Below are 18,068 nucleotides of genomic sequence, written 5' to 3'. Positions count from 1 at the left end.
TCACTCGTCGAAGCTCAGCTTGATCCCCGACACGCGCGTGCCGTCGGCCAGCGGCCCCTCGGCCACGGCCTCGTCATCGTCGTCGGCCGCTCCCGTGCGGGTGAGCGACCCGGCCAGCCAGTCGTCGAAGTGCGGCTCCTGCTCGCCGATGGTGGTCTCTTCGCCGTGCGCGGGCAGCACCCGCGTGTCCGGCGGCAGCGTGAACAGCCGCTCGCCGATGGCGGTGAGCTGGTCGGCCAGGGCGGGATACTCCCCGCCGAGCTTGCCGGGGCCGTCGGCCAGCAGGGTCTTGCCGGTGAAGACCACCCCGAGCGCCTCGACGTACAGCGAGACGCCGCCCTGCGTGACGCCGGGCGTGGCCATGACCTCCAGCTCGACATCGGCGACGCCGAAGATGCCCTCGTCCTCCATGTCGATGTCGGGGTAGGTCTCCGCCCAGGTCTCACGCCAGAGCTGGCGGTCCTTGCGGTTGAGCGCCACGACCGCCTCGTCGCGCGCCGCCACCTCGATGGCCCCGCCCACGTGGTCGGGCAGGCCGTGGGTGCAGACGACGGCGAGGATCTCGCGGTCGCCCACGTTGGAGAGGATCGTCTCCGCGTCGCGCGCGGGGTCGATGACGATGACTTCCTCGTCGTCACCCACGATCCAGGTGTTGTTCTCGACCTTGTGCTCGGCGCCGTCGATCGTCACGACGCCTTCGGTCACCACTCGCTCGATACGCGCTGTCACGGCCACGACCTTACCGAACACTCGTGCCCGTCTCGATATTTACCGGGGACGCATTGTCGCCGATCGGCTCCGGCGCGCCCGTCCCCCCGCCGGGGACGGCCGTGGAGCCTCGCCGAGGGGGTCACGGTTCCTCGCCCAGCCGGGGCGAGAAGGCCCCGTAGGGCAGGTCGAGTTCCTGGTCGTGCTCGCGGAGGTCACGCAGCGAGAGCTGGGCCAGGGCGACCAGGCACCCCGCCTCGGCCGGCCAGCCGATCACCCACAGCCAGTCGCCCATCGCCTCGCCGACATAGACGGCGCGGTCGGGCCGCCCCTCGACCCACCACAGCGCCGTGGGGTGCCCGTGCGCCTCGACCTTGGCGTTGGGCGGCCCCGCGTCGAAGCCGGGACCCGGGTCGGGACCGTCCAGGCCGGCGAAGGCCGCGCCGAGCCCCATGCCGGGCTCCTCCGCGACGATGATCAGGTCGGCGGGCCCGTGGGTGACCGAGGGGCCCGAGCAGACCACCACGCCCGCGCGGGCGCCCGTGCGCTCGTCGCCCGCGTCGCCGAAGCCGGTCACCAGCCAGTTCGGCGGCAGCGGCCACGGCAGCCAGAAGGGGACCGCGGATTCCTTGCGGATCGCCTCCAGCGCCTCGCTGGAGGGACGCCGGGTGTGGAAGGGCAGTACGGCACCGTGCACGCCGCAACGCCAAGCGCTTGACCATGCGCTTGGCGGCCGTAGCGTGCCGAAACACCGAGGGCAGGTGGGCGCGGCTCTCACAGTTACCCACGGTGCTTCCGCCGGCGCGGGTAAGTCAAGGGCCATCCCGTTATCGCGGCGTAATCTTGGCACATGCGGGAGAGGTGCGTTGGCGGAGTGGTGCTCGACGGCGCGGGCCGGTTGCTTCTCGTCCGGCGCGGGCGGCCGCCGGGCGAGGGGCTGTGGTCACTGCCCGGCGGCCGGGTGGAGTCGGGCGAGTCGGACGACTCGGCGCTGCGGCGCGAGCTGCTGGAGGAGACGGGGCTCACCGTGTCGGTCGGCGGGCTCGCGGGCACCGTGGAGCGCCCGGGTCCCGGCGGGGTGGTGTACGAGATCCACGACTACTTCGCCACCGCAGGGGCGGGGACGCCGCATGCGGGCGACGACGCCGCCGCCGTGGGCTGGTTCGCCCCGGACGAGCTCGCCGGTCTCCCTCTCACCTCCGGCCTCCTCGAGGTCCTGACCACCTGGCACGTCCTCCCCGCCGCATCCGGCGCGTGAGCCGGGGTCCCGGGCAGGCAGGCCACGATCCTCGGCGGACGCGCCACGGTCCCGGGCGGACAGGACACGGTCCCGGGCGGGCGGGCCACGGTCCCGGGCGGGCCGGACGGGAGGTCAGCGGCTGAAGGAGGTGCGCCACAAGGTGAGGTGGTCGGAGGCGTAGGTCGTCGAGCGGCCGACGGCCACGACGCGGTCGCCGTCGACGGCGATGGCGCCGAGCCACTGGGCGCCGTCCCCGGTCATGCCGTCGCCGGTCAGCGTGTGCCGCTGCCAGTCGGTGCCGTCCTGGGACGTCCAGACCGCGCTGTCCTCGGTGGCCGGCGGCCCGTAGGAGCCGACGGCCACCAGCCCGTCACCGGATGCCGCGACATCGAGCACGGTCGCCGTCGCGTCGGCAGGCAGCCAGGAGTACGCCCAGGTCACACCGTCGTCGGTCGAAACGGCCGCGAAGGGCCGCTCCACACCCTTGTCGTCGGTCGCGCCGCCCACCGCCACGATGCGCTGATCGTGCACCACGACCCTGCGCAGGCTCGCCGAGCGGGCCCCCTCGGGGATCACCCGCTTGCGCGCCGTCCAGTTCAGCCCGTCACGCGACGACCAGACCACCCCGGACGTGCGGCCCGCCGCGCCCGACCCGCCGACCGCGAGGTAGCCGTCGCCCGTGGCGACGATGTCCTCGACGCGCACGTCGGCGCCGCCCGCCGGGAGGCTCTGCGGCGCGGCCCGCGAGAAGCGCTTGAGATCGGGCGAGAACCACAGGGCGGCCACCACGCCGCCGGGACCGCTGTCGTCACCGGCCAGGACGTAGCCCTTCCGCCCGGCCGCGACCACGCGCGGGACCACGGCGTACCGCCCGGAGGCCCCGAGCGCGGGCGACTCGGGGCCCGCGCGCCAGGTTCTGCCGTCGCTGGAGGTGGCGAGCAGCGGACGGACGAACGCCGAGTCGGCGGTCGTGCTGCCCACCGCGAGCCAGCCGTGGGGGCCGTGGACGACGTCGTTGAACGCCTGCCGGCCCGCCCCTCCCAGTGCGGGCGAGGCGACCGGCTTCCAGCTCTGCCCGGTCGCGCTGGTCCAGATGCCGGCGTCGCCCTTGACCGAGCCGACCGCGACGAAGGACTCCCCGGCGGTGACCAGCGCGGTGGTCTCGCGAGCCGAGCGGGTGAGCCCGCTGATCTGCGCGAGCGGCACCGGGGCGGCGGGCTCGCCCTTGCCGGCCATCATCAGCACCGGCAGGTTGTCCAGGCCGCCGGACCGCTGGTCGCCGGCCGCCACCAGCGTGCCCGCGTCGGTGATCGCCAGGCCCCGCAGGGTGCCGGGGATCTGGCCGAGGTCGGTGCTCTCGGTCCAGCTCTCGCCGTCGGTGCTGGTGAACACGGCGTACCTCTCCCAGCCCGACTCGGCGACCGCCGCGACGCCCGCCGCGGAGGAGGCCAGGCCGCGCACGCCGGTCGCCTCGCGCCCGAGCCCGCCGATCACCCCGCACTGGCGCCACTCGTCCCCGAGCTCGGAACAGTAGACCCGCACCTCGCCCGCGCCGGACTTCTGCAGGGTCGGGACCAGCAGGAACCCCTTGCCGGTCACCGCGAGCGCGCCGGGCTCCGGGCGGACGCCGGGCAGCGCGGCGGCGGTGCGCAGCCAGGTCCTGCCGCCGTCGGGGGAGCGCAGGATGACCGAGGTCGTGTCGCCCTTGCCCGGGTCGGCGAGCGCCACGACGGCGTCCCCCCTGGCCACGACGGCGCGGATGGCGCGCACCTTGTCGGTGGCGCCGATCTCGCCGGTGTCGACGCGGCTCCAGGCGAGCCCGTCCGGCGAGACCCAGGCCACCGGGCCGCTGCCGCCGTCCGTCAAGGTCGTGGAGCCGACGGCCACGAAGCCGCCGGCGGTGCGCGCCAGGTCGGTGATCCGGTCGCCGCTCCAGAAGGCCGACAGCCGGGAGGGGTCGACGGCCGTCCACGAACGCCCGTCGGTGCTGGTCCACATGCCCCTGACCCCGGCCGCGCCGGGCACCTCGGTGCCCGCGGCGAGCCAGCGGCCCTCTCCGCCGGTGACCAGGCCGGCCGACCCGGCGGGCTGGTAGCCGGTGGCGCCGCTCACCCGGCCGAGTTGCCAGGTCCTGCCGCGGTCGGAGGAGACCAGGAACAGCGGCCTCGGCACCGGGCTGGTGGTGTCGCTGCCGACCGCGACGACGGTCGAGCCGACGGAGGTGACGGCGTTGAGCACCTGGCTGGAGCCGTTGCCGCTGACGCCCGGCGGGGCCACGAACGCCTGGTCGCCCGAGCCGCCGTCGCCCGCGGCCAGCCGCAGTCCTGAACTGGCCGGGGAGTTCACCCAGTTGACGATCACCAGTCCGAGGCCGGCCGCCGCGAGCAGCACGACGACCACAAAGATCGGGGTCAGCACGCCGCGTCCCGGGCCACGCCACCGGGGGCGGCGGGTCTGGCGCGGAGTCCGGGGGGCGGGCTGGTCGCGGTGGTGGCGGCCGCGCCCGCCGCGCGGTCGGGGCGGGCCCGAGGCGACCAGGACGTCGGGCGGCACCGTCCGTCCCGCGGGAGGCCGGCCGATGCGCTCCTCGGGCTGCGCGCCGAACGCCGGGACGTCGTGAGCCCCGTGGCCGGCCGCGTAGGGGTCACCCGCCGTGGCGGCCTCATCGGAGAGATCGCCGAAAGCGTGGGGGTCGTCGTAGGCCGCGTACGGATCCCCCTGCGCGGACAACCCGCCGGTCGCGTACCGGTCCCTCCCGGACGCGCCGCCGGTCGCGTACGGGTCACGCGGGAACGGGTCACCGGGCGCGTATGGGTCGCTCTGGGCGGCGTCGCCGGTCGCGTACGGGTCACGCGGGAACGGGTCACCGGGCGCGTACGGGTCGCTCTCGGACGCGCCGCCGGTCGCGTACGGGTCACGCGGGAACGGGTCACCGGGCGTGTAAGGGTCGCTCTGCTGGGGCGCGCCTGGGGACGAGGCGCCGTGGGAGCGCGATCGGCGCGGGGCGCGGGGCTCGTCTTCGGGTTCGGCCGGGATGCTGGGCTCGACCCGGATCTCCGGCAGGTCCCGCGAGATCCCCTGCGCCGGCGGCCCGCCGGACGGTGTGCGCGGGGGCCCGGAGGCGACCAGCTTGTCCGGCCGGTCGACGATGCGGCGCGGCGGCCAGGCCGGCTCGTCCTGCGCCCGCGCCGCCTCGTGCTCGTACTCCGCCGGAGCGCCGTAGTCGGGCTCCGGCGGAGTGCCGTAGTCGGACTCGGCCGGAGCGCCGTAGTCGGAGCGGGCGCCATGGTCGCGCCGGGCGCCGTACCCGGGTTCGGCGCTGTACTCGGGATGGGCGTCGTAGTCGTACTGGGGGGTGTGCTCGGACGGGACGCCGCGCGGGGAGGGGGCCTCGGGGGCCCAGGCGGAGGAGGTCTCCACCGGCGGCTCCGGCGACGCCCGGCCGGCGCTGTGGCGCGGCTCGGCGGCTCCGCCCCCGTACGGCCGCGCGTAGGGATGGCGGCCCGCCGAGGACGGCCTGGACGCCTCGGCGCGCTCGTCGTCATCGTCCGCCGGGGGCCGCTCGTCCGGGGTCGGCGCGCCGAAGGGCGGAAGGGCCCACGGGGAGTCCAGGGGCAGGCCGCGCGAAGGCGAGTCGGACGGCCCCGGCGGGGAGTGGTGCAGAACGTGGGGAGAGGTCCGGGCCTGGCGGGGCCTGGAAGGGTGTGGCGTGACGTCGCGGTCGGCGTCGTCGTCCGCCGGCCGCCATGACGAGCGCGGGTCGTGGGGGCCCGAGACCACGCTCAGCACCTCCTCGTCGGCAGGCTACCCCGGCGTTCGGTCCGCATATTGGGACCGTTCCACCGGACTCCAGCGCATCCGTCGCCCGTGCAACGGATCACGTGCGATCGTACCGATACCCAAACCCTGCCCGGTGATCACATAACGGGACAGAACCATGGCCGCTGCTCGCCCTCGCCGGCACCGCGCACCTCCCTGGGGCCGACCACCGGCCCGCACATCTTTAGGGCAACACGCCGAGGGGCATTCTGGCGAGACCTCTCTAGTCAGATTTATCGAGCGACAGCCTGAATTGCCCGCTTTTGGGCGATTATTACGACGACAACCGCGAAAAAGGTCAACTGGACCAGGGTGCCGGAAAGGGCCTGCCATGGCACCGCGCCCTGCCGCATCGCGCCCTCCAGTTCGCCCGCGGCCGCGGCCGGCAGGAAGCTCAGGACGTTGTTGACCACGTGCAGCGCGATGGGCGCCTCCAGGCCGCCCGTGCGCACCGCCAGCCAGCCCATCAGCACACCGAAGCTGAACACGTCCAGAATGCCCCAGTCGGTGTAGGCGTGCAGCGAGGTGAACAGGGCCGCGCCCAGCAGGATGCCCGGCCACGGCGTCCGCACGTACGCGCCGAAGGCCTGGATCACCCAGCCCCGGAACATGTACTCCTCGGCCGCGGCCTGGAAGGGCACCAGCAGGAGGATGACCACGAGCCCGGGCAGGAAGCGGCCCCACCCGGCCCAGCCGAACAGGGCGCCGATGTCCTCTCCGGTCACGGCGTACGTGGCGATCATGGCGGCCTGTCCGAGGATCAGCGCCCCGAAGGCCACCCCGACGCACAGCAGCAGCCACCGCCAGCGCAGCCGCCCGGCCACCGACGAGAGCGTCCCCGGCCGCCGGCGCTGGACCAGCCACGCGGTGAGGAACACCACCGGCAGGACCACCGCGATCGACAGCAGCAGGACGGCCAGCTCGAACACCGGCTGCCCGAAGAGCCGGTCGTCCGACATGAGAACGGGGACGCCGGTGAACTCGGCGACGACCACTCCGACGAAGATCACGACCAGGCCAGCGCCCATAAAGGCGATGGCGATGATGGCCGTCCCCACGATCGGGCGCCACCAGCGGTGGGCCGCGTTACGCGCCAGGTGGTCATAGCGCGCGCCACAGTACGGCGGGACGGCCCACGGAGCCGGCTCCGGCGGCCCCTGCCACGCCTGCGGGCCGCCCGGATGGCCCGGCGGACCCGGGTAGTAGGGCGGAACCCCCTCGGGCGGCGACCCGGGGCGGTACCGCGGATCACCTCCCGCCGGCGGGCCGGGCCGATGCCACCGATCACCCTGCGACGACGACGGCGGCTCGGCCGGCCGCTGCGACGGCCCGCCCTCCCCCGGCACGCCGTCGTCCCGGACAGGGCCGCCCTCCCCCGGCACGCCGTCGTCCCGGACAGGGCCGCCCTCCCCCGACGCGCCGGCTCCGTACGCGGGACCGCCCTGACCCGGCGCACCGGCTCCGTACGCGGGACCGCCCTGATCCGGTGTGCCGGCATCGTTCACAGGGTCGCCTTCGCCCGGTGTGCCGGACGCAGGCGCGGGCGTGCTCTGGGCCGGTGTGCCCTGGGCGGGGGCCGGGCCGTTCCCGGGCGCGGGGTGCCGGTGGGGCGGCCGGTCGGCGGGCGGAGGCTCCTGGCCCGTGGACCCGGATTCCGGCTGTGGCTGGTGCGCCTGTGACGGGTCGTGCATATACGTCATTGTCCTCGCACCCTCTCACCGCCCGGCGGTCGCCCGGCGCTCTGGGAGAACCTCTCGATCCTGGCAACCGTTGTGCGCATTTCTTCATAGACGCCGCCGTGCCCAGGATCGATGCTGCATGCGACAACCCGACATCCTTCAGGAGTAGATCATGAAAAGGCCAGGGCCATTTCACACGCTCGGCGCGGGGGTGGTCCTCGCCCTCGGGATCGGCGTCCTGAGCGCGCAGACCATGCCGCGCACCGACAACGCCTCCGCCTCCTCCGCCTCCGCCCCGGTCGCCAAGGCGACCACCTCGGTCGCTCCGGAGCCCGGCGAGACGGCCGCCGCGACCGCGTCCGCCTCTCCCCCGGCCGAGCCCGCCGACCCCACCCCCAAGCGCGCCGAGTACGCGGGCGTCGCCCAGGGCAACGGCGGGCTGGTGGCGGTCTCGATCAAGAACGGCAAGGCGGTCGCCTACTTCTGCGACGGCCGCATCGAGTCGTGGCTCAAGGGCACCGCCGAGAACAACACGCTCACCCTGACGGGCAAGGGCGGCTCGCTGATCACCGCGGCGCTCGGCGGCGGGAAGGCCCAGGGCAGGCTCCAGGTCGGCAAGGCCAAGTGGCGCTTCTCCGCCCCGCTCGTGAAGAAGCCGTCGGGCCTGTACCGCGCGACCGCGGTCGTCCGCGGCGCCAAGGTCGTCGGCGGCTGGATCGTCCTGCCCGGCGGCCGCCAGGTAGGCCTGGTGGACGTCGGCGACGCGGCGCAGGCCGCTCCGAGGCTCACCCCCGGCTCCCCGGTGACCGTCGGCGGCACGCGACTGATCCCCGAGGACACCGACGCCTTCATCGACACCCTCTGACGCCGCCGCCCCCGACGACCGCCGATTCCGACCAGCCCCTACCGGGACGACCCGCGCGTTCGTACGACCGCCGGTCGCCGCCGGGACAGACGATCTCCCTCACGACAAGGAACGCCCGCCATGACCGTCCCCGATCTTCCCCCCGTTCAGCGGCAGGACCCGCCCGTGCGGGTTTCCGTTTCCGCTCCCTACCTCGTCCCCCTCATCGTCGGCGGACTGGTGGCCGTCGCCCTCGGCGTCTACGGGCGCGCGCACACCCCGACCGGATACGCCGTGGGCCTGGCCGGCTTCTCCGGCGCCCAGGCCATGAAGTCGTGGCTGGCGACCGCCGCGTTCGTGCTCGCGATCGTCCAACTGGTCTCGGCGCTCGCGATGTACGGCAGGATCCCCGGCCTGCGGGCCCCGTCCTGGACCGGCACGCTGCACCGCTGGTCGGGCCGCGCGGCCTTCCTGGTGTCGGTGCCGGTGGCCTTCCACTGCCTGTACGCCCTGGGCGCGCAGTTCGACGTGCCGCGGGTGCTGGTCCACTCGCTGCTGGGCTCGTTCTTCTACGGGGTGTTCGTCGCCAAGATGCTCTCGCTGCCCAAGCGCGACCTACCGGGTTGGACGCTGCCCCTGCTCGGCGGGCTGGCCTTCGCCGCGCTGACCGGCCTCTGGCTGACCTCGTCGTTCTGGTTCTTCACGACGTTCGGCGTGACCTTCTGAGCCGGCGCCGCGCGGTCAGGAGGCGGGGGGCTCGAACGCCTTGGTGCGGGGAAGACCGGCGGCGCGGCCCTTGGCGGCGATGACCAGGGCCATCTTGCGGGAGGCCTCGTCGATCATCTCGTCGCCGAGCATCACCGCGCCGCGGCGGTCCACCGTCGTGGCGTGCTCGTAGGCGTCGAGGATCAGCTCGGCGTGGTCGTAGTCCTCCTGTGAGGGGGAGAAGACCTCGTTGGCCGCTTCTATCTGCGTCGGGTGGAGCACCCATTTGCCGTCGAAGCCGAGCGCCGCCGACCTGCGGGCGGCCAGGCCGAACCCGTCGAGGTCCTTGATCTGCAGGTACGGGCCGTCGATGGCCTGCAGGTCGAAGGTACGCGCGGCCATCAGGATGCGCATCAGCACATAGTGGTAGGCGTCGCCCTCGGTGTATCCGGGGGGCTGCCGCCCGACGACCAAACTCCTCATGTTGATCGAGGCCATGAAGTCGGCCGGGCCGAACACGAGCGTCTCGAGGCGCGGCGAGGAGGCGGCGATGGCGTCGACGTTGACCAGGCCGCGGGCGCTCTCGATCTGCGCCTCGACGCCGATGCGCCCGACCGGCAGCCCGGCCGCCTTCTCGATCTGGGTGAGCAGCAGGTCGAGCCAGGCGACCTGGACGGCGTCCTCGACCTTGGGCAGCATCAGGCAGTCGAGCACGTCCCCGGCGCCCTCGACGACGTCGATCACGTCGCGGTAGGTCCACGCGGTGGACAGGTCGTTCACCCGCACGACCCGCGTCCTGCCCGACCAGTCGCCCTCGCGGAGGGCCTGGACGACGTTCTTGCGGGCCTGCTCCTTGGCCTGCGGCGCGACGGAGTCCTCCAGGTCGAGGAAGACCTCGTCGGCCGGCAGGCCCTGCGCCTTCTCCAGGAAACGCGTGTTGCTGCCGGGCACGGCGAGGCACGAACGACGTGAGCGCATGCGCACACGCTAGCCTCCCCGGCCTCTTCGGCCCGCTGTGGGCCGGTCACAAAGGGGGGGACCCGTTGTTGGCACGGATCCTGTACCGATTTCCGAGTGTTTGTACGGACAATGACGTAGATAGCCTCGGTAAGGGAGATAGTCATGGCTTCTGATGCCTCTGCGGCGCTTCGGCCCGCCGTATTGTCCGATCTCATCCCCGGAAAGCTGGTTCGGGATGTCGTGCTGGTCGTGGGGGCGGCGGGCCTGACCGGGCTCGCGGCGCAGGTCAGCATCCCGCTGCCGGGCACCCCCGTGCCGTTGACGCTGCAGACCTTCGCCGTCCTGCTGGCCGGCGCGGCGCTCGGCCTGCCCCGCGCCTTCCTCGGCATGTCGCTGTACTTGCTGATCGGCCAGCTCGGGGTGCCGTGGTTCGCCTCTTCGGGCGGCAACGCCACGCTGGGGTACGTCGTCGGCTTCATCCTCGCGGCCTCGGTCGTCGGCGTGCTCGCCGGCCGGGGAGGCGACCGCACCCCGGCGCGCACCCTCGCGACGATGACGCTCGGCACGGTGCTCATCTACGCCGTCGGCCTGCCGTGGCTGATGGTGGCCACCGGCATGGACTTCCCTGCCGCCTTCGCCGCCGGTGTGGTGCCGTTCCTGATCGGCGACGCGATCAAGGTCGTCGCGGCCGCGGGCCTGCTCCCCGCGGCCTGGAAGCTCGCCGGCCGCTGAGCCGGCGAGCCACATGAGCCACTGAGCCACACGAGCCGCTGAGCTCTGTGAGCCCGCCCAGCCGCCCAGCCGCCGAGCCGTTGAGCCGGCGGACTCCTCGGGCGCCCGCGCGACCGCGGGCGCCCGGGGTGTGGGACGGCACGGGACCCCGGCCGTAGATTGCGAGGTATGAGTCTCTCGCTGATCGAAGAGGGCGCCAAGAAGTCGGGCGTCCTGTGGGTCTCGCTGGCGGGCCGCGACCGGCTGGCGTGGCACGTCTGGCACGACGGCGCGATCTACCTGGTCACCGGCGGCGGGGAGCAGGCGCTTCCCGGCCTCGCCGAGTCCTCGCGCGTGCGGGTGACGCTGCGCAGCAAGGACAACGGAGCCGAGTTGGTCTCCTTCGAGGCCGACGTCACGCCGGTCGATCAGTCGGCGCCGTCGGAGACCGAGGCCGGAGCGCTGGCGGCCCTGGTCAAGGAACGGCTCAACGCCTCGGACGCGACGGGGCTGGCGGGCCGGTGGGCGGCCTCGGGCGCCTCGATCGTGCGGCTGACGCCCGACGTGGCGGTCTGAGCCAGCAGCGCCCCGCCGAGGACGATCGCGCCGCCGATGATCTGCGCGGCGCCGAGCCGCTCGGCGAGCAGCGCCCACGCGATCACCGCGCCCGCGACCACCTCCAGGGACGACACGGTCGACCCGATGGCGGCCGACAGGCGCCGCACGGCGGTGACGCCGGTGACGTAGGCCAGGACGGTCGCGACGACGATGAGCCAGAGCGCGGCGGCGAGCACGGGGATGGTGCGGCCGTTGACGGTGACGCTCGTCCCGAAGGCGCTCCAGGGCACCTCCCAGGGCCGGGCGAGCGGCGCGAGCACCAGCGCGGCGCCGGCCATGCCCCAGGCGATGAGCCCGAGCGGGTCGACGTCGTCGCCGTAGCCGTCGCTCATCAGGAAGTACCCGGCGCAGCACGCCGAGGCGATCAGGCCGAGCAGCAGGCCGACGCCGTCCAGGGCCATCCCGTGCCAGACCTCCACCACGACGCCGAGGCCGGCGAGGACGACCACCGCCCCCGCGTAGGCGGCGCGTGGCAGCCGCACGCGGCGGACCAGCCGCACCCAGCACACGACCAGGACGGGCGAGGCGTACTCCAGCAGCAGCACCACGCCGACCGGCAGACGGGTGATGGCCAGGAAGAACAGCGCCTGCACCCCGGCGACGGCGATCAGGGCGTAGGCGGTGAAGAAGCCGCGGCGCCCCCTGGGGACGCGCAGCGCCCGCGGCCGGAAGACGGCGAGGATCGCGGCCAGCAGCAGCGCGGCGCCCGCCATGCGCACCCACACCGCCTGCAGGGGCGTCAGGCCGCCCAGGCCGACGAGTTTCGCCATCGAGCCGGAGAACCCGAAGCACGTGGCCGACCCGACCGCTATGGCGAGCACTCCGCCTCTCATACGCCACCGTCCTGTAATGACCGTCAGATGCTTTTGATCCTGTCACATGGCGTCCGGCGGGATCAAGGTGCGACCGTAGGTTGAGACGGCTTTTACGGGGGCCGGGCGCGGCGCGCGTGCCGCGACCTCGTACGCTGCGGTAGGTGAGGATCTTCGTCGCCCGGCTGGCCGGCACCCCGGTGTTCGACCCTGCGGGCGACCAGATCGGCCGGGCCAGGGACATCGTGGTGGCCATGCGCCCCAACGACGCGCCCCGCGTGCACGGCCTGGTCGTCGAGGTGCAGCCACGCCGCCGGGTGTTCCTGCCGATCACCCGGGTTCGCAGCATCGAGGCCGACGCCGTGATCTTCACCGGCACCATCAACCTGCGGCGCTTCGAGAAGCACTCCACCGAGTCCCTGGCCATCGGCGAACTGCTCGACCTGTCGGTCGACCTCGCCGGCGAGAAGGTCACCGTGCTCGACCTGGCCATGGAGCAGAGCAGGACCGGCGAGTGGCTCATCACCAAGGTCGCGGTGCTGCGCGGCGCGGCGGGCCGCGGACTGCGGCGGCGGCGCGGCGAGACGCTGGTCGTGGGCTGGTCGGACGTCACCGGGTTCGGCGTGGCGCAGGCCGACCAGGGCGCGGCCGGCCTGCTGGCCGCCTTCGAGGAGACCCGCCCCGCCGACCTGGCCAACGCCCTGCGCCACCTGCCCGACAAACGGCGCGCGGAGATCGCCTCGGCGCTGGAGGACGAGCGGCTCGCCGACGTGCTGGAGGAGCTGCCCGAGCGCGACCAGATCGGCATCCTCAGCCGGCTGGACGCCGAGCGCGCGGCGGACGTGCTGGCCGCCATGGACCCCGACGACGCGGCCGACCTGCTGCAGGACCTGCCGGCCGCGCAGGCGGAGGCGCTGCTGGCCCGCATGGAGCCCCGCGAGGCGGCCCCGGTCCGGCGCCTGCTGACCTACGCCGAGAACACCGCCGGCGGCATGATGACCAGCACGCCGATCGTGCTGCCGCCGCACGCGACGATCGCCGAGGCGCTCGCGGAGCTGCGCCGCCAGGACATCACCCCCGCCGTCGCCGCGCAGGTCTACGTCGCCCGGCCGCCGAGCGAGACCCCGACCGGCAAGTTCCTGGGCGTGGCGCACTTCCAGCGGCTCCTGCGCGAGCCGCCGTCCTCGCTCGTGGGCGGCGCGATCGACAGCAGCATCGACCCCATCAGGCCGCACCTGTCCCTGCCCGGGGTGACGTCCTACCTGGCGACCTACAACCTGGTGGCGGCCCCGGTGGTCGACGAGCTGGGCCGGCTGGTGGGCGCCGTCACGGTCGACGACGTGCTGGACCACCTGCTGCCGCCGGACTGGCGCGAGCGCGACGAACGCGAGCCGAACGGGGACGGCCTCCCCGGGACGACCGGCGGCCAGGCGCGGGAGGTGGGCGGTGGCGGTTAACCGGCTGGACCAGCCCCGCGAGATCCGCCGCACCATCCGCCCGCACTACGACCCCGAGGCGTTCGGCCGCCTGTCGGAGCAGATCGCCCGGTTCCTCGGCACGGCCCGCTTCCTGGTCTACATGACCGGGTTCATCGCCGTGTGGGTGCTTTGGAACGCCCTGGCCCCGGCGAACCTGGCGTTCGACCCCTACCCGTTCATCTTCCTGACGCTGATCCTGTCGCTGCAGGCGTCGTACGCTGCCCCGCTGATCCTGCTGGCGCAGAACCGCCAGGCCGACCGCGACCGCGTGCAGGGCGAGCAGGACCGGTTGGCGGGCGAGCGCAACCAGGCCGAGGTGGAGTACCTGACCCGGGAGATCGCCGGGCTGCGCCTGGCGCTGGGCGAGCTGGCGACCCGCGACTACATCAGGTTCGAGCTGGAACACCTGCGGGAGGACATCCTCGAGTCCCCGGCCCATCCCGACGGCGCCGGCGGCGCTCAGCGGGAGTAGGGCTCAGCGGCAGTAGGCGCTCAGCGGGAGCAGTGCACGCGCGCGACCGCGTCGCGTCGCGGAGCCGGTCGGTGTGCGCCACGAGCCGTGCTCCCCGGCCCCACCGGCCCGCCGGGGCCCGCTCCCGCGCGAGTGATCTCCGTCACCATGGACGTCGCGCGGTCGTCCCGGAAGGCCGCGTGAAGCCGCCGCGGCGTCCTCGCCGATCACCACCATCCGTTACAGGAGAGGCGGAGTTCGTCGGATCGGCCCTGGGTTCGTAGCATGGATCCATGGCACCCACCCCAGATTTGGTGACGGCCGCCCTGGCGACGGTCAACGACCCGGAGATCCGCCGGCCGATCACCGACCTCGGCATGGTCAAGAGCGTCGATATCTCCCCCGACGGGGTGGTGCGGGTCGGCGTCTACCTCACCGTCGCCGGCTGCCCGATGCGCGACACGATCACCCGCGACGTCACCGCCGCCGTCTCCAAGGTCGAGGGCGTCAGCGGCGTCCAGGTCGAGCTGGACGTCATGAGCGCCGAGCAGCGCAAGACCCTGCAGACGAGCCTGCGCGGCAACCGGGGCCCCGAGAAGGAGATCCCCTTCGCCAAGCCCGGCTCGCTCACCCGCGTCTTCGCCGTCGCCAGCGGCAAGGGCGGGGTCGGCAAGTCGTCGGTCACCGTCAACCTGGCCGCGGCGATGGCGTCCTCGGGCCTGAAGGTCGGCGTCGTGGACGCCGACATCTACGGGCACTCCGTCCCCCGCATGCTCGGCGTGAGCGACCGGCCGACCAAGGTCGAAGACATGATCATGCCGCCGGTGGCCCACGACATCAAGGTCATCTCGGTCGGCATGTTCAAGCCCCCGGGCAACAGCCCGGTGGTGTGGCGCGGCCCGATGCTCGACCGCGCGCTCCACCAGTTCCTCGCGGACGTCTACTGGGGTGACCTGGACGTGCTGCTGATGGACCTTCCGCCGGGCACCGGCGACATCGCGATCTCGGTGGCGCAGCGCATGCCCGGCGCCGAGATCCTGGTCGTGACCACCCCGCAGCAGGCCGCGGCCGAGGTCGCCGAGCGCGCCGGGTCCATCGCCTCGCAGACCCACCAGCAGATCGCCGGCGTCATCGAGAACATGGCGTGGCTGCCCTGCCCCCACTGCGACGAGCGCATCGCGGTGTTCGGCGAGGGCGGCGGCCAGGCCGTCGCCGACGGCCTCACCCGCACCCTCGGCACGCGCGTCCCGCTGCTCGGCCAGGTGCCGATCGACCTGCGCCTGCGCGAGGGCGGCGACGAGGGCAAGCCGCTCGTGCTCACCGACCCCGACTCCCCCGCCGCCACCGAGCTGCGGCGCATCGCCGACGGCCTGAGCAGGCGGTCCAGCAGCCTCAAGGGCCTGCAACTGGGCCTGTCCCCGTCCGGCCGCTGAGCGCCCCGCCCTTCCGGCCGCTCGGCGACCGGGAGGGCCCGTCCTACGACGGACACGCGAAAGGGCCGCCCCCGGTCTCAGGGGCGGCCCTTCGGCATGTCGTGCGGCTCGGACCGGCCTCGCCGTCGCGCCGACCTCGGACGCCACCCGGCCAGATGGCCCGGCGTCACGGGCTCAGGCGACCTCGGCGTCGCGGCTCAGGTGGCCTCGGCGTCGTACGGAGGGATCTCGCCGTAACCGAGCTCGTCGCCGGCCGTGGTGGCGTACACGTCGGCCGTGCCGCCGTAGGCGTCGGTGTACGGCTCGCTCTGGCCGGGGGTGTGGTCCGCGGCCGGCCGGTTCCAGTCGTCCTCGAGATCTTGGAGCAGGTGCTTCCTGACGAAGTTCTTCGGATGCAGGTCGGTCGGGTCGAAGTTGGCGAACTCGGGACCGAGGTTCTCCTGCAGGTCGCTCTTGGCGTTGTTGGCCATCTGGCGGATCTGCCGCAGCGTGCGGCCCGCCTGGGCGGCGGCCTGGGGCAGCTTCTCGGGCCCGAAGACGAGAAGGGCGATGACCACGAGTGCCAAGACCTCAGGCCAGCCGAGTCCGAACACGGTGATCTCCTACGCTTTCCTACGCCCACGCCTGGCGTCGGCCGGGTTCGTCCGACGGCGACATGGTTCTTCCCAGAGTAATGCGTGACCCGGCATGGGGCGCAATGAGCCGACGCCGATCAGGACGGCTGCGGCGTCGGGACGGGCACGGCGTCGATGGTCACGGTGGTGGTGCGCTCGCTGCCGTTCCGCTGGTACTTGATGGTGACCTTGTCGCCGGGCGCCTTGCTGCGGATGGTGACGATCAGCTCCGACGGCTGGGTCACCGGGGTGTCGTCGACCGAGAGGATGACGTCGCCGGGCTTGAGCCCCGCCTTGTCGGCCGGGCCGCCGGGAGTGACCGGCTGCTGGCCGCCCTGCGGAGTGGCGGCGATGCGGACGCCCTCGCCGGTGTAGTTCTCGTCGATCGAGACGCCGATGCGGGACTTCTTGGCCGTGCCGGTGGTGACGAGCTCTTCGGCGATGCGCCGGACGTGGTTGACCGGGATGGAGAACCCGAGCCCGATGCTGCCGCTCTGCCCGCCCAAGGAGGAGTTGCCGAGCGTCGCGATGGCCGAGTTGACGCCGATCACCTCGCCCGCGGCGTTGACCAGCGGGCCGCCCGAGTTGCCGGGGTTGATCGCCGCGTCGGTCTGGATGGCGTTGATGAACGACGACTCCGAGCCGCTCTCGCCGCCGGCGGTGACCGGGCGGTTGAGGGAGCTGACGATGCCCGTGGTGACCGTGCCGGACAACCCGAGCGGCGAGCCGATCGCGATGACGGGGTCGCCCACGACGACCCGGTCGGAGTTGCCCAGGAAGATCTCGGGGGCGCCGAAGGTGTCGGCCGGCCTGACCACCGCGATGTCGGAGCTCGGGTCGCGCCCGACGATCGTGCCGGTCGTGGACTTCTTGTTGTTGAAGGTCACCTTGATGGTGCCGGTCTGGGCCGCGGCGGCCACCACGTGGTTGTTGGTGACGATGTACCCGCCCTTGATCAGGAAGCCCGAGCCGGTGCCCGCCTCGCTGTTGCCTCGCACCTCGAGGGAGACGACGCTCGGCAGGACCTTCGAGGCCACGCCGGCCACGGAGTCGGGAGGACGGTTGACGACCACGCCGCTCGGCGTGCCGAGGCTGTAGGAGGGGTTGATGCCCGAGCCGCCGGACCGGGTGAGCAGGTAGGTGCCGAGGCTGCCGAGAATCGAGGCGACCAGCGCGATGACGACGGCGAGGGTGGCCAGCACGCCGGTGCGCGGGCCGCGCGAGCCGGAGCCGCCGGTCTCGGCCGGCGGCGCGCCGGGCGGCGGCGCCCAGCCGGGGCCCATGCCGTAGGCGCCGCGCGGAGGCGGGGGCGGCGGCGCGCCGTACAAGCCACCGGGGCCGCCGAAGCCCGCGGGGCCTCCCGGACCTCCAGGGCCTCCCGGCGAGGGCGGCAGCGGGCCGCCGGCGGGGTTGCCCCACCCGGAGGCGGAGTCGTCACCGGGCCGCCTGCCCTCGGCGGCGAAGGGGATCAGTCCGGTGGCGTCGCCGGAGTGCGGGGCCGGACGGTGGCCCTCGGCCCCGAACGCCATGGTGCCGCCCTCGGCGGTGAACGGGTCGCGCGCCGGGGCGCCGGGCTCGGCGGCGAACGGATCGCGCCCCTGCGCCCCGTACTGGGCGGTGGAGGCCTCACGCCCCTGGCCGGAGTGCTCACCCGCGAAAGGGTCGCGCCCCGGCTCGCCGGACGGCCAGGCGTCGGACGCGGGCAGGAACTCGGGCCTGACCCGCATGCCGCCGCCTGGAGACTCCGATGTCGAGCCATCCCCGGACCGCTGGGGTGGAGTGGCCACGTCCCCGCTGTCGAAGGTACGTGTCTCGTCGGTCATCGAAGGCTCACTCCCGAGGCCGGTCTACGTGGCTACGACAGATTGTCGCTCGGACCGCATACGAGCGCCGTAAACGCCCTGACGGGTCCCCCCGATCGTATGCCCGCCCCGGCCGTGACGTAGACCGGACGGCTCGCTGACCGGCCTCTGGAGCCACTACAGCGCCGGGAGCG

15 protein-coding genes are annotated in these 18,068 nt (G+C 73.6%); 7 read left to right on the top strand and 8 right to left on the bottom strand.

The features are described 5' to 3' along the window. Positions 1-729, bottom strand: a complete 729-nt coding sequence (locus ABZT47_RS13855) for an MBL fold metallo-hydrolase (protein WP_354840454.1) — start codon at positions 727-729, stop codon at positions 1-3. Positions 730-850: 121 nt separating this feature from the next. After that, positions 851-1,531 carry a DUF6758 family protein gene (locus ABZT47_RS13850; RefSeq protein WP_354840451.1) on the bottom strand — a complete coding sequence of 227 codons (681 nt, stop codon included), beginning with the start codon at positions 1,529-1,531 and terminating at the stop codon, positions 851-853. A 27-nt stretch (positions 1,532-1,558) separates the two neighbouring features. Between ABZT47_RS13850 and ABZT47_RS13845 the strand changes: the two genes are divergently transcribed. Further along, positions 1,559-1,966 carry an NUDIX domain-containing protein gene (locus ABZT47_RS13845; protein ID WP_354840448.1) on the top strand — a complete coding sequence of 136 codons (408 nt, stop codon included), beginning with the start codon at positions 1,559-1,561 and terminating at the stop codon, positions 1,964-1,966. 114 nt (positions 1,967-2,080) lie between these two features. Here ABZT47_RS13845 and ABZT47_RS13840 read toward each other — a convergent pair whose 3' ends face one another. Both ABZT47_RS13840 and ABZT47_RS13835 read right to left on the bottom strand, forming a co-directional pair. Further along, positions 2,081-5,728: a hypothetical protein gene (locus ABZT47_RS13840; protein WP_354840446.1), complete on the bottom strand. Its 3,648-nt coding sequence runs from the start codon at positions 5,726-5,728 to the stop codon at positions 2,081-2,083. Positions 5,729-6,000: 272 nt separating this feature from the next. Further along, a complete protein-coding gene (locus ABZT47_RS13835) occupies positions 6,001-6,795 on the bottom strand; it encodes a CPBP family intramembrane glutamic endopeptidase (protein ID WP_354840443.1) in 795 nt (264 codons plus the stop codon). 823 nt (positions 6,796-7,618) lie between these two features. On the opposite strand from ABZT47_RS13835, the gene ABZT47_RS13830 reads away from it, so the two are divergent. After that, a complete protein-coding gene (locus ABZT47_RS13830; RefSeq protein ID WP_354840440.1) occupies positions 7,619-8,311 on the top strand; it encodes a hypothetical protein in 693 nt (230 codons plus the stop codon). A gap of 120 nt (positions 8,312-8,431) precedes the next feature. Then, positions 8,432-9,016: a DUF6529 family protein gene (locus tag ABZT47_RS13825; protein WP_354840437.1), complete on the top strand. Its 585-nt coding sequence runs from the start codon at positions 8,432-8,434 to the stop codon at positions 9,014-9,016. Between the two features lie 15 nt (positions 9,017-9,031). Here the strand turns inward: ABZT47_RS13825 and ABZT47_RS13820 are convergent, their stop codons facing one another. Continuing rightward, positions 9,032-9,973, bottom strand: a complete 942-nt coding sequence (locus ABZT47_RS13820) for a CoA ester lyase (RefSeq protein WP_354840434.1) — start codon at positions 9,971-9,973, stop codon at positions 9,032-9,034. Positions 9,974-10,117: 144 nt separating this feature from the next. Here ABZT47_RS13820 and ABZT47_RS13815 point away from each other — a divergent pair, with 144 nt between their 5' ends. Beyond that, positions 10,118-10,687 carry a biotin transporter BioY gene (locus tag ABZT47_RS13815; protein WP_354840432.1) on the top strand — a complete coding sequence of 190 codons (570 nt, stop codon included), beginning with the start codon at positions 10,118-10,120 and terminating at the stop codon, positions 10,685-10,687. 407 nt (positions 10,688-11,094) lie between these two features. Here ABZT47_RS13815 and ABZT47_RS13810 read toward each other — a convergent pair whose 3' ends face one another. Then, positions 11,095-12,117, bottom strand: coding sequence for a DMT family transporter (locus tag ABZT47_RS13810; RefSeq protein WP_354840429.1), 1,023 nt, complete (start codon positions 12,115-12,117; stop codon positions 11,095-11,097). 143 nt (positions 12,118-12,260) lie between these two features. Here ABZT47_RS13810 and ABZT47_RS13805 point away from each other — a divergent pair, with 143 nt between their 5' ends. From ABZT47_RS13805 to ABZT47_RS13795, 3 genes are all read left to right on the top strand, one after another. After that, a complete protein-coding gene (locus ABZT47_RS13805; RefSeq protein ID WP_354840426.1) occupies positions 12,261-13,553 on the top strand; it encodes a CBS domain-containing protein in 1,293 nt (430 codons plus the stop codon). Then, positions 13,543-14,046 (top strand): DUF1003 domain-containing protein, encoded by a 504-nt coding sequence (locus ABZT47_RS13800; protein WP_354840423.1) that lies wholly within the window; start codon positions 13,543-13,545, stop codon positions 14,044-14,046. The genes ABZT47_RS13805 and ABZT47_RS13800 overlap by 11 nt, the downstream gene beginning before the upstream one ends. A 272-nt stretch (positions 14,047-14,318) precedes the next feature. Further along, on the top strand, positions 14,319-15,458 hold the full coding sequence (locus ABZT47_RS13795; RefSeq protein WP_354840420.1) for an Mrp/NBP35 family ATP-binding protein: 1,140 nt from the start codon (positions 14,319-14,321) through the stop codon (positions 15,456-15,458). Between the two features lie 197 nt (positions 15,459-15,655). On the opposite strand, the gene ABZT47_RS13790 is transcribed toward ABZT47_RS13795, so the two are convergent. Further along, positions 15,656-16,051: a sec-independent translocase gene (locus ABZT47_RS13790; RefSeq protein ID WP_354840417.1), complete on the bottom strand. Its 396-nt coding sequence runs from the start codon at positions 16,049-16,051 to the stop codon at positions 15,656-15,658. Positions 16,052-16,170: 119 nt separating this feature from the next. Beyond that, positions 16,171-17,895: a trypsin-like peptidase domain-containing protein gene (locus tag ABZT47_RS13785; protein ID WP_354840414.1), complete on the bottom strand. Its 1,725-nt coding sequence runs from the start codon at positions 17,893-17,895 to the stop codon at positions 16,171-16,173. Positions 17,896-18,068 lie beyond the last annotated feature (173 nt).

This window comes from Sphaerisporangium sp. NPDC005289 (assembly GCF_040607455.1).
Taxonomy (GTDB): Bacteria; Actinomycetota; Actinomycetes; order Streptosporangiales; family Streptosporangiaceae; genus Sphaerisporangium; species Sphaerisporangium rhizosphaerae.
The sequence above is the reverse complement of the archived record's forward strand: the minus strand, read 5'-3'. Positions and strand labels throughout refer to the sequence as shown.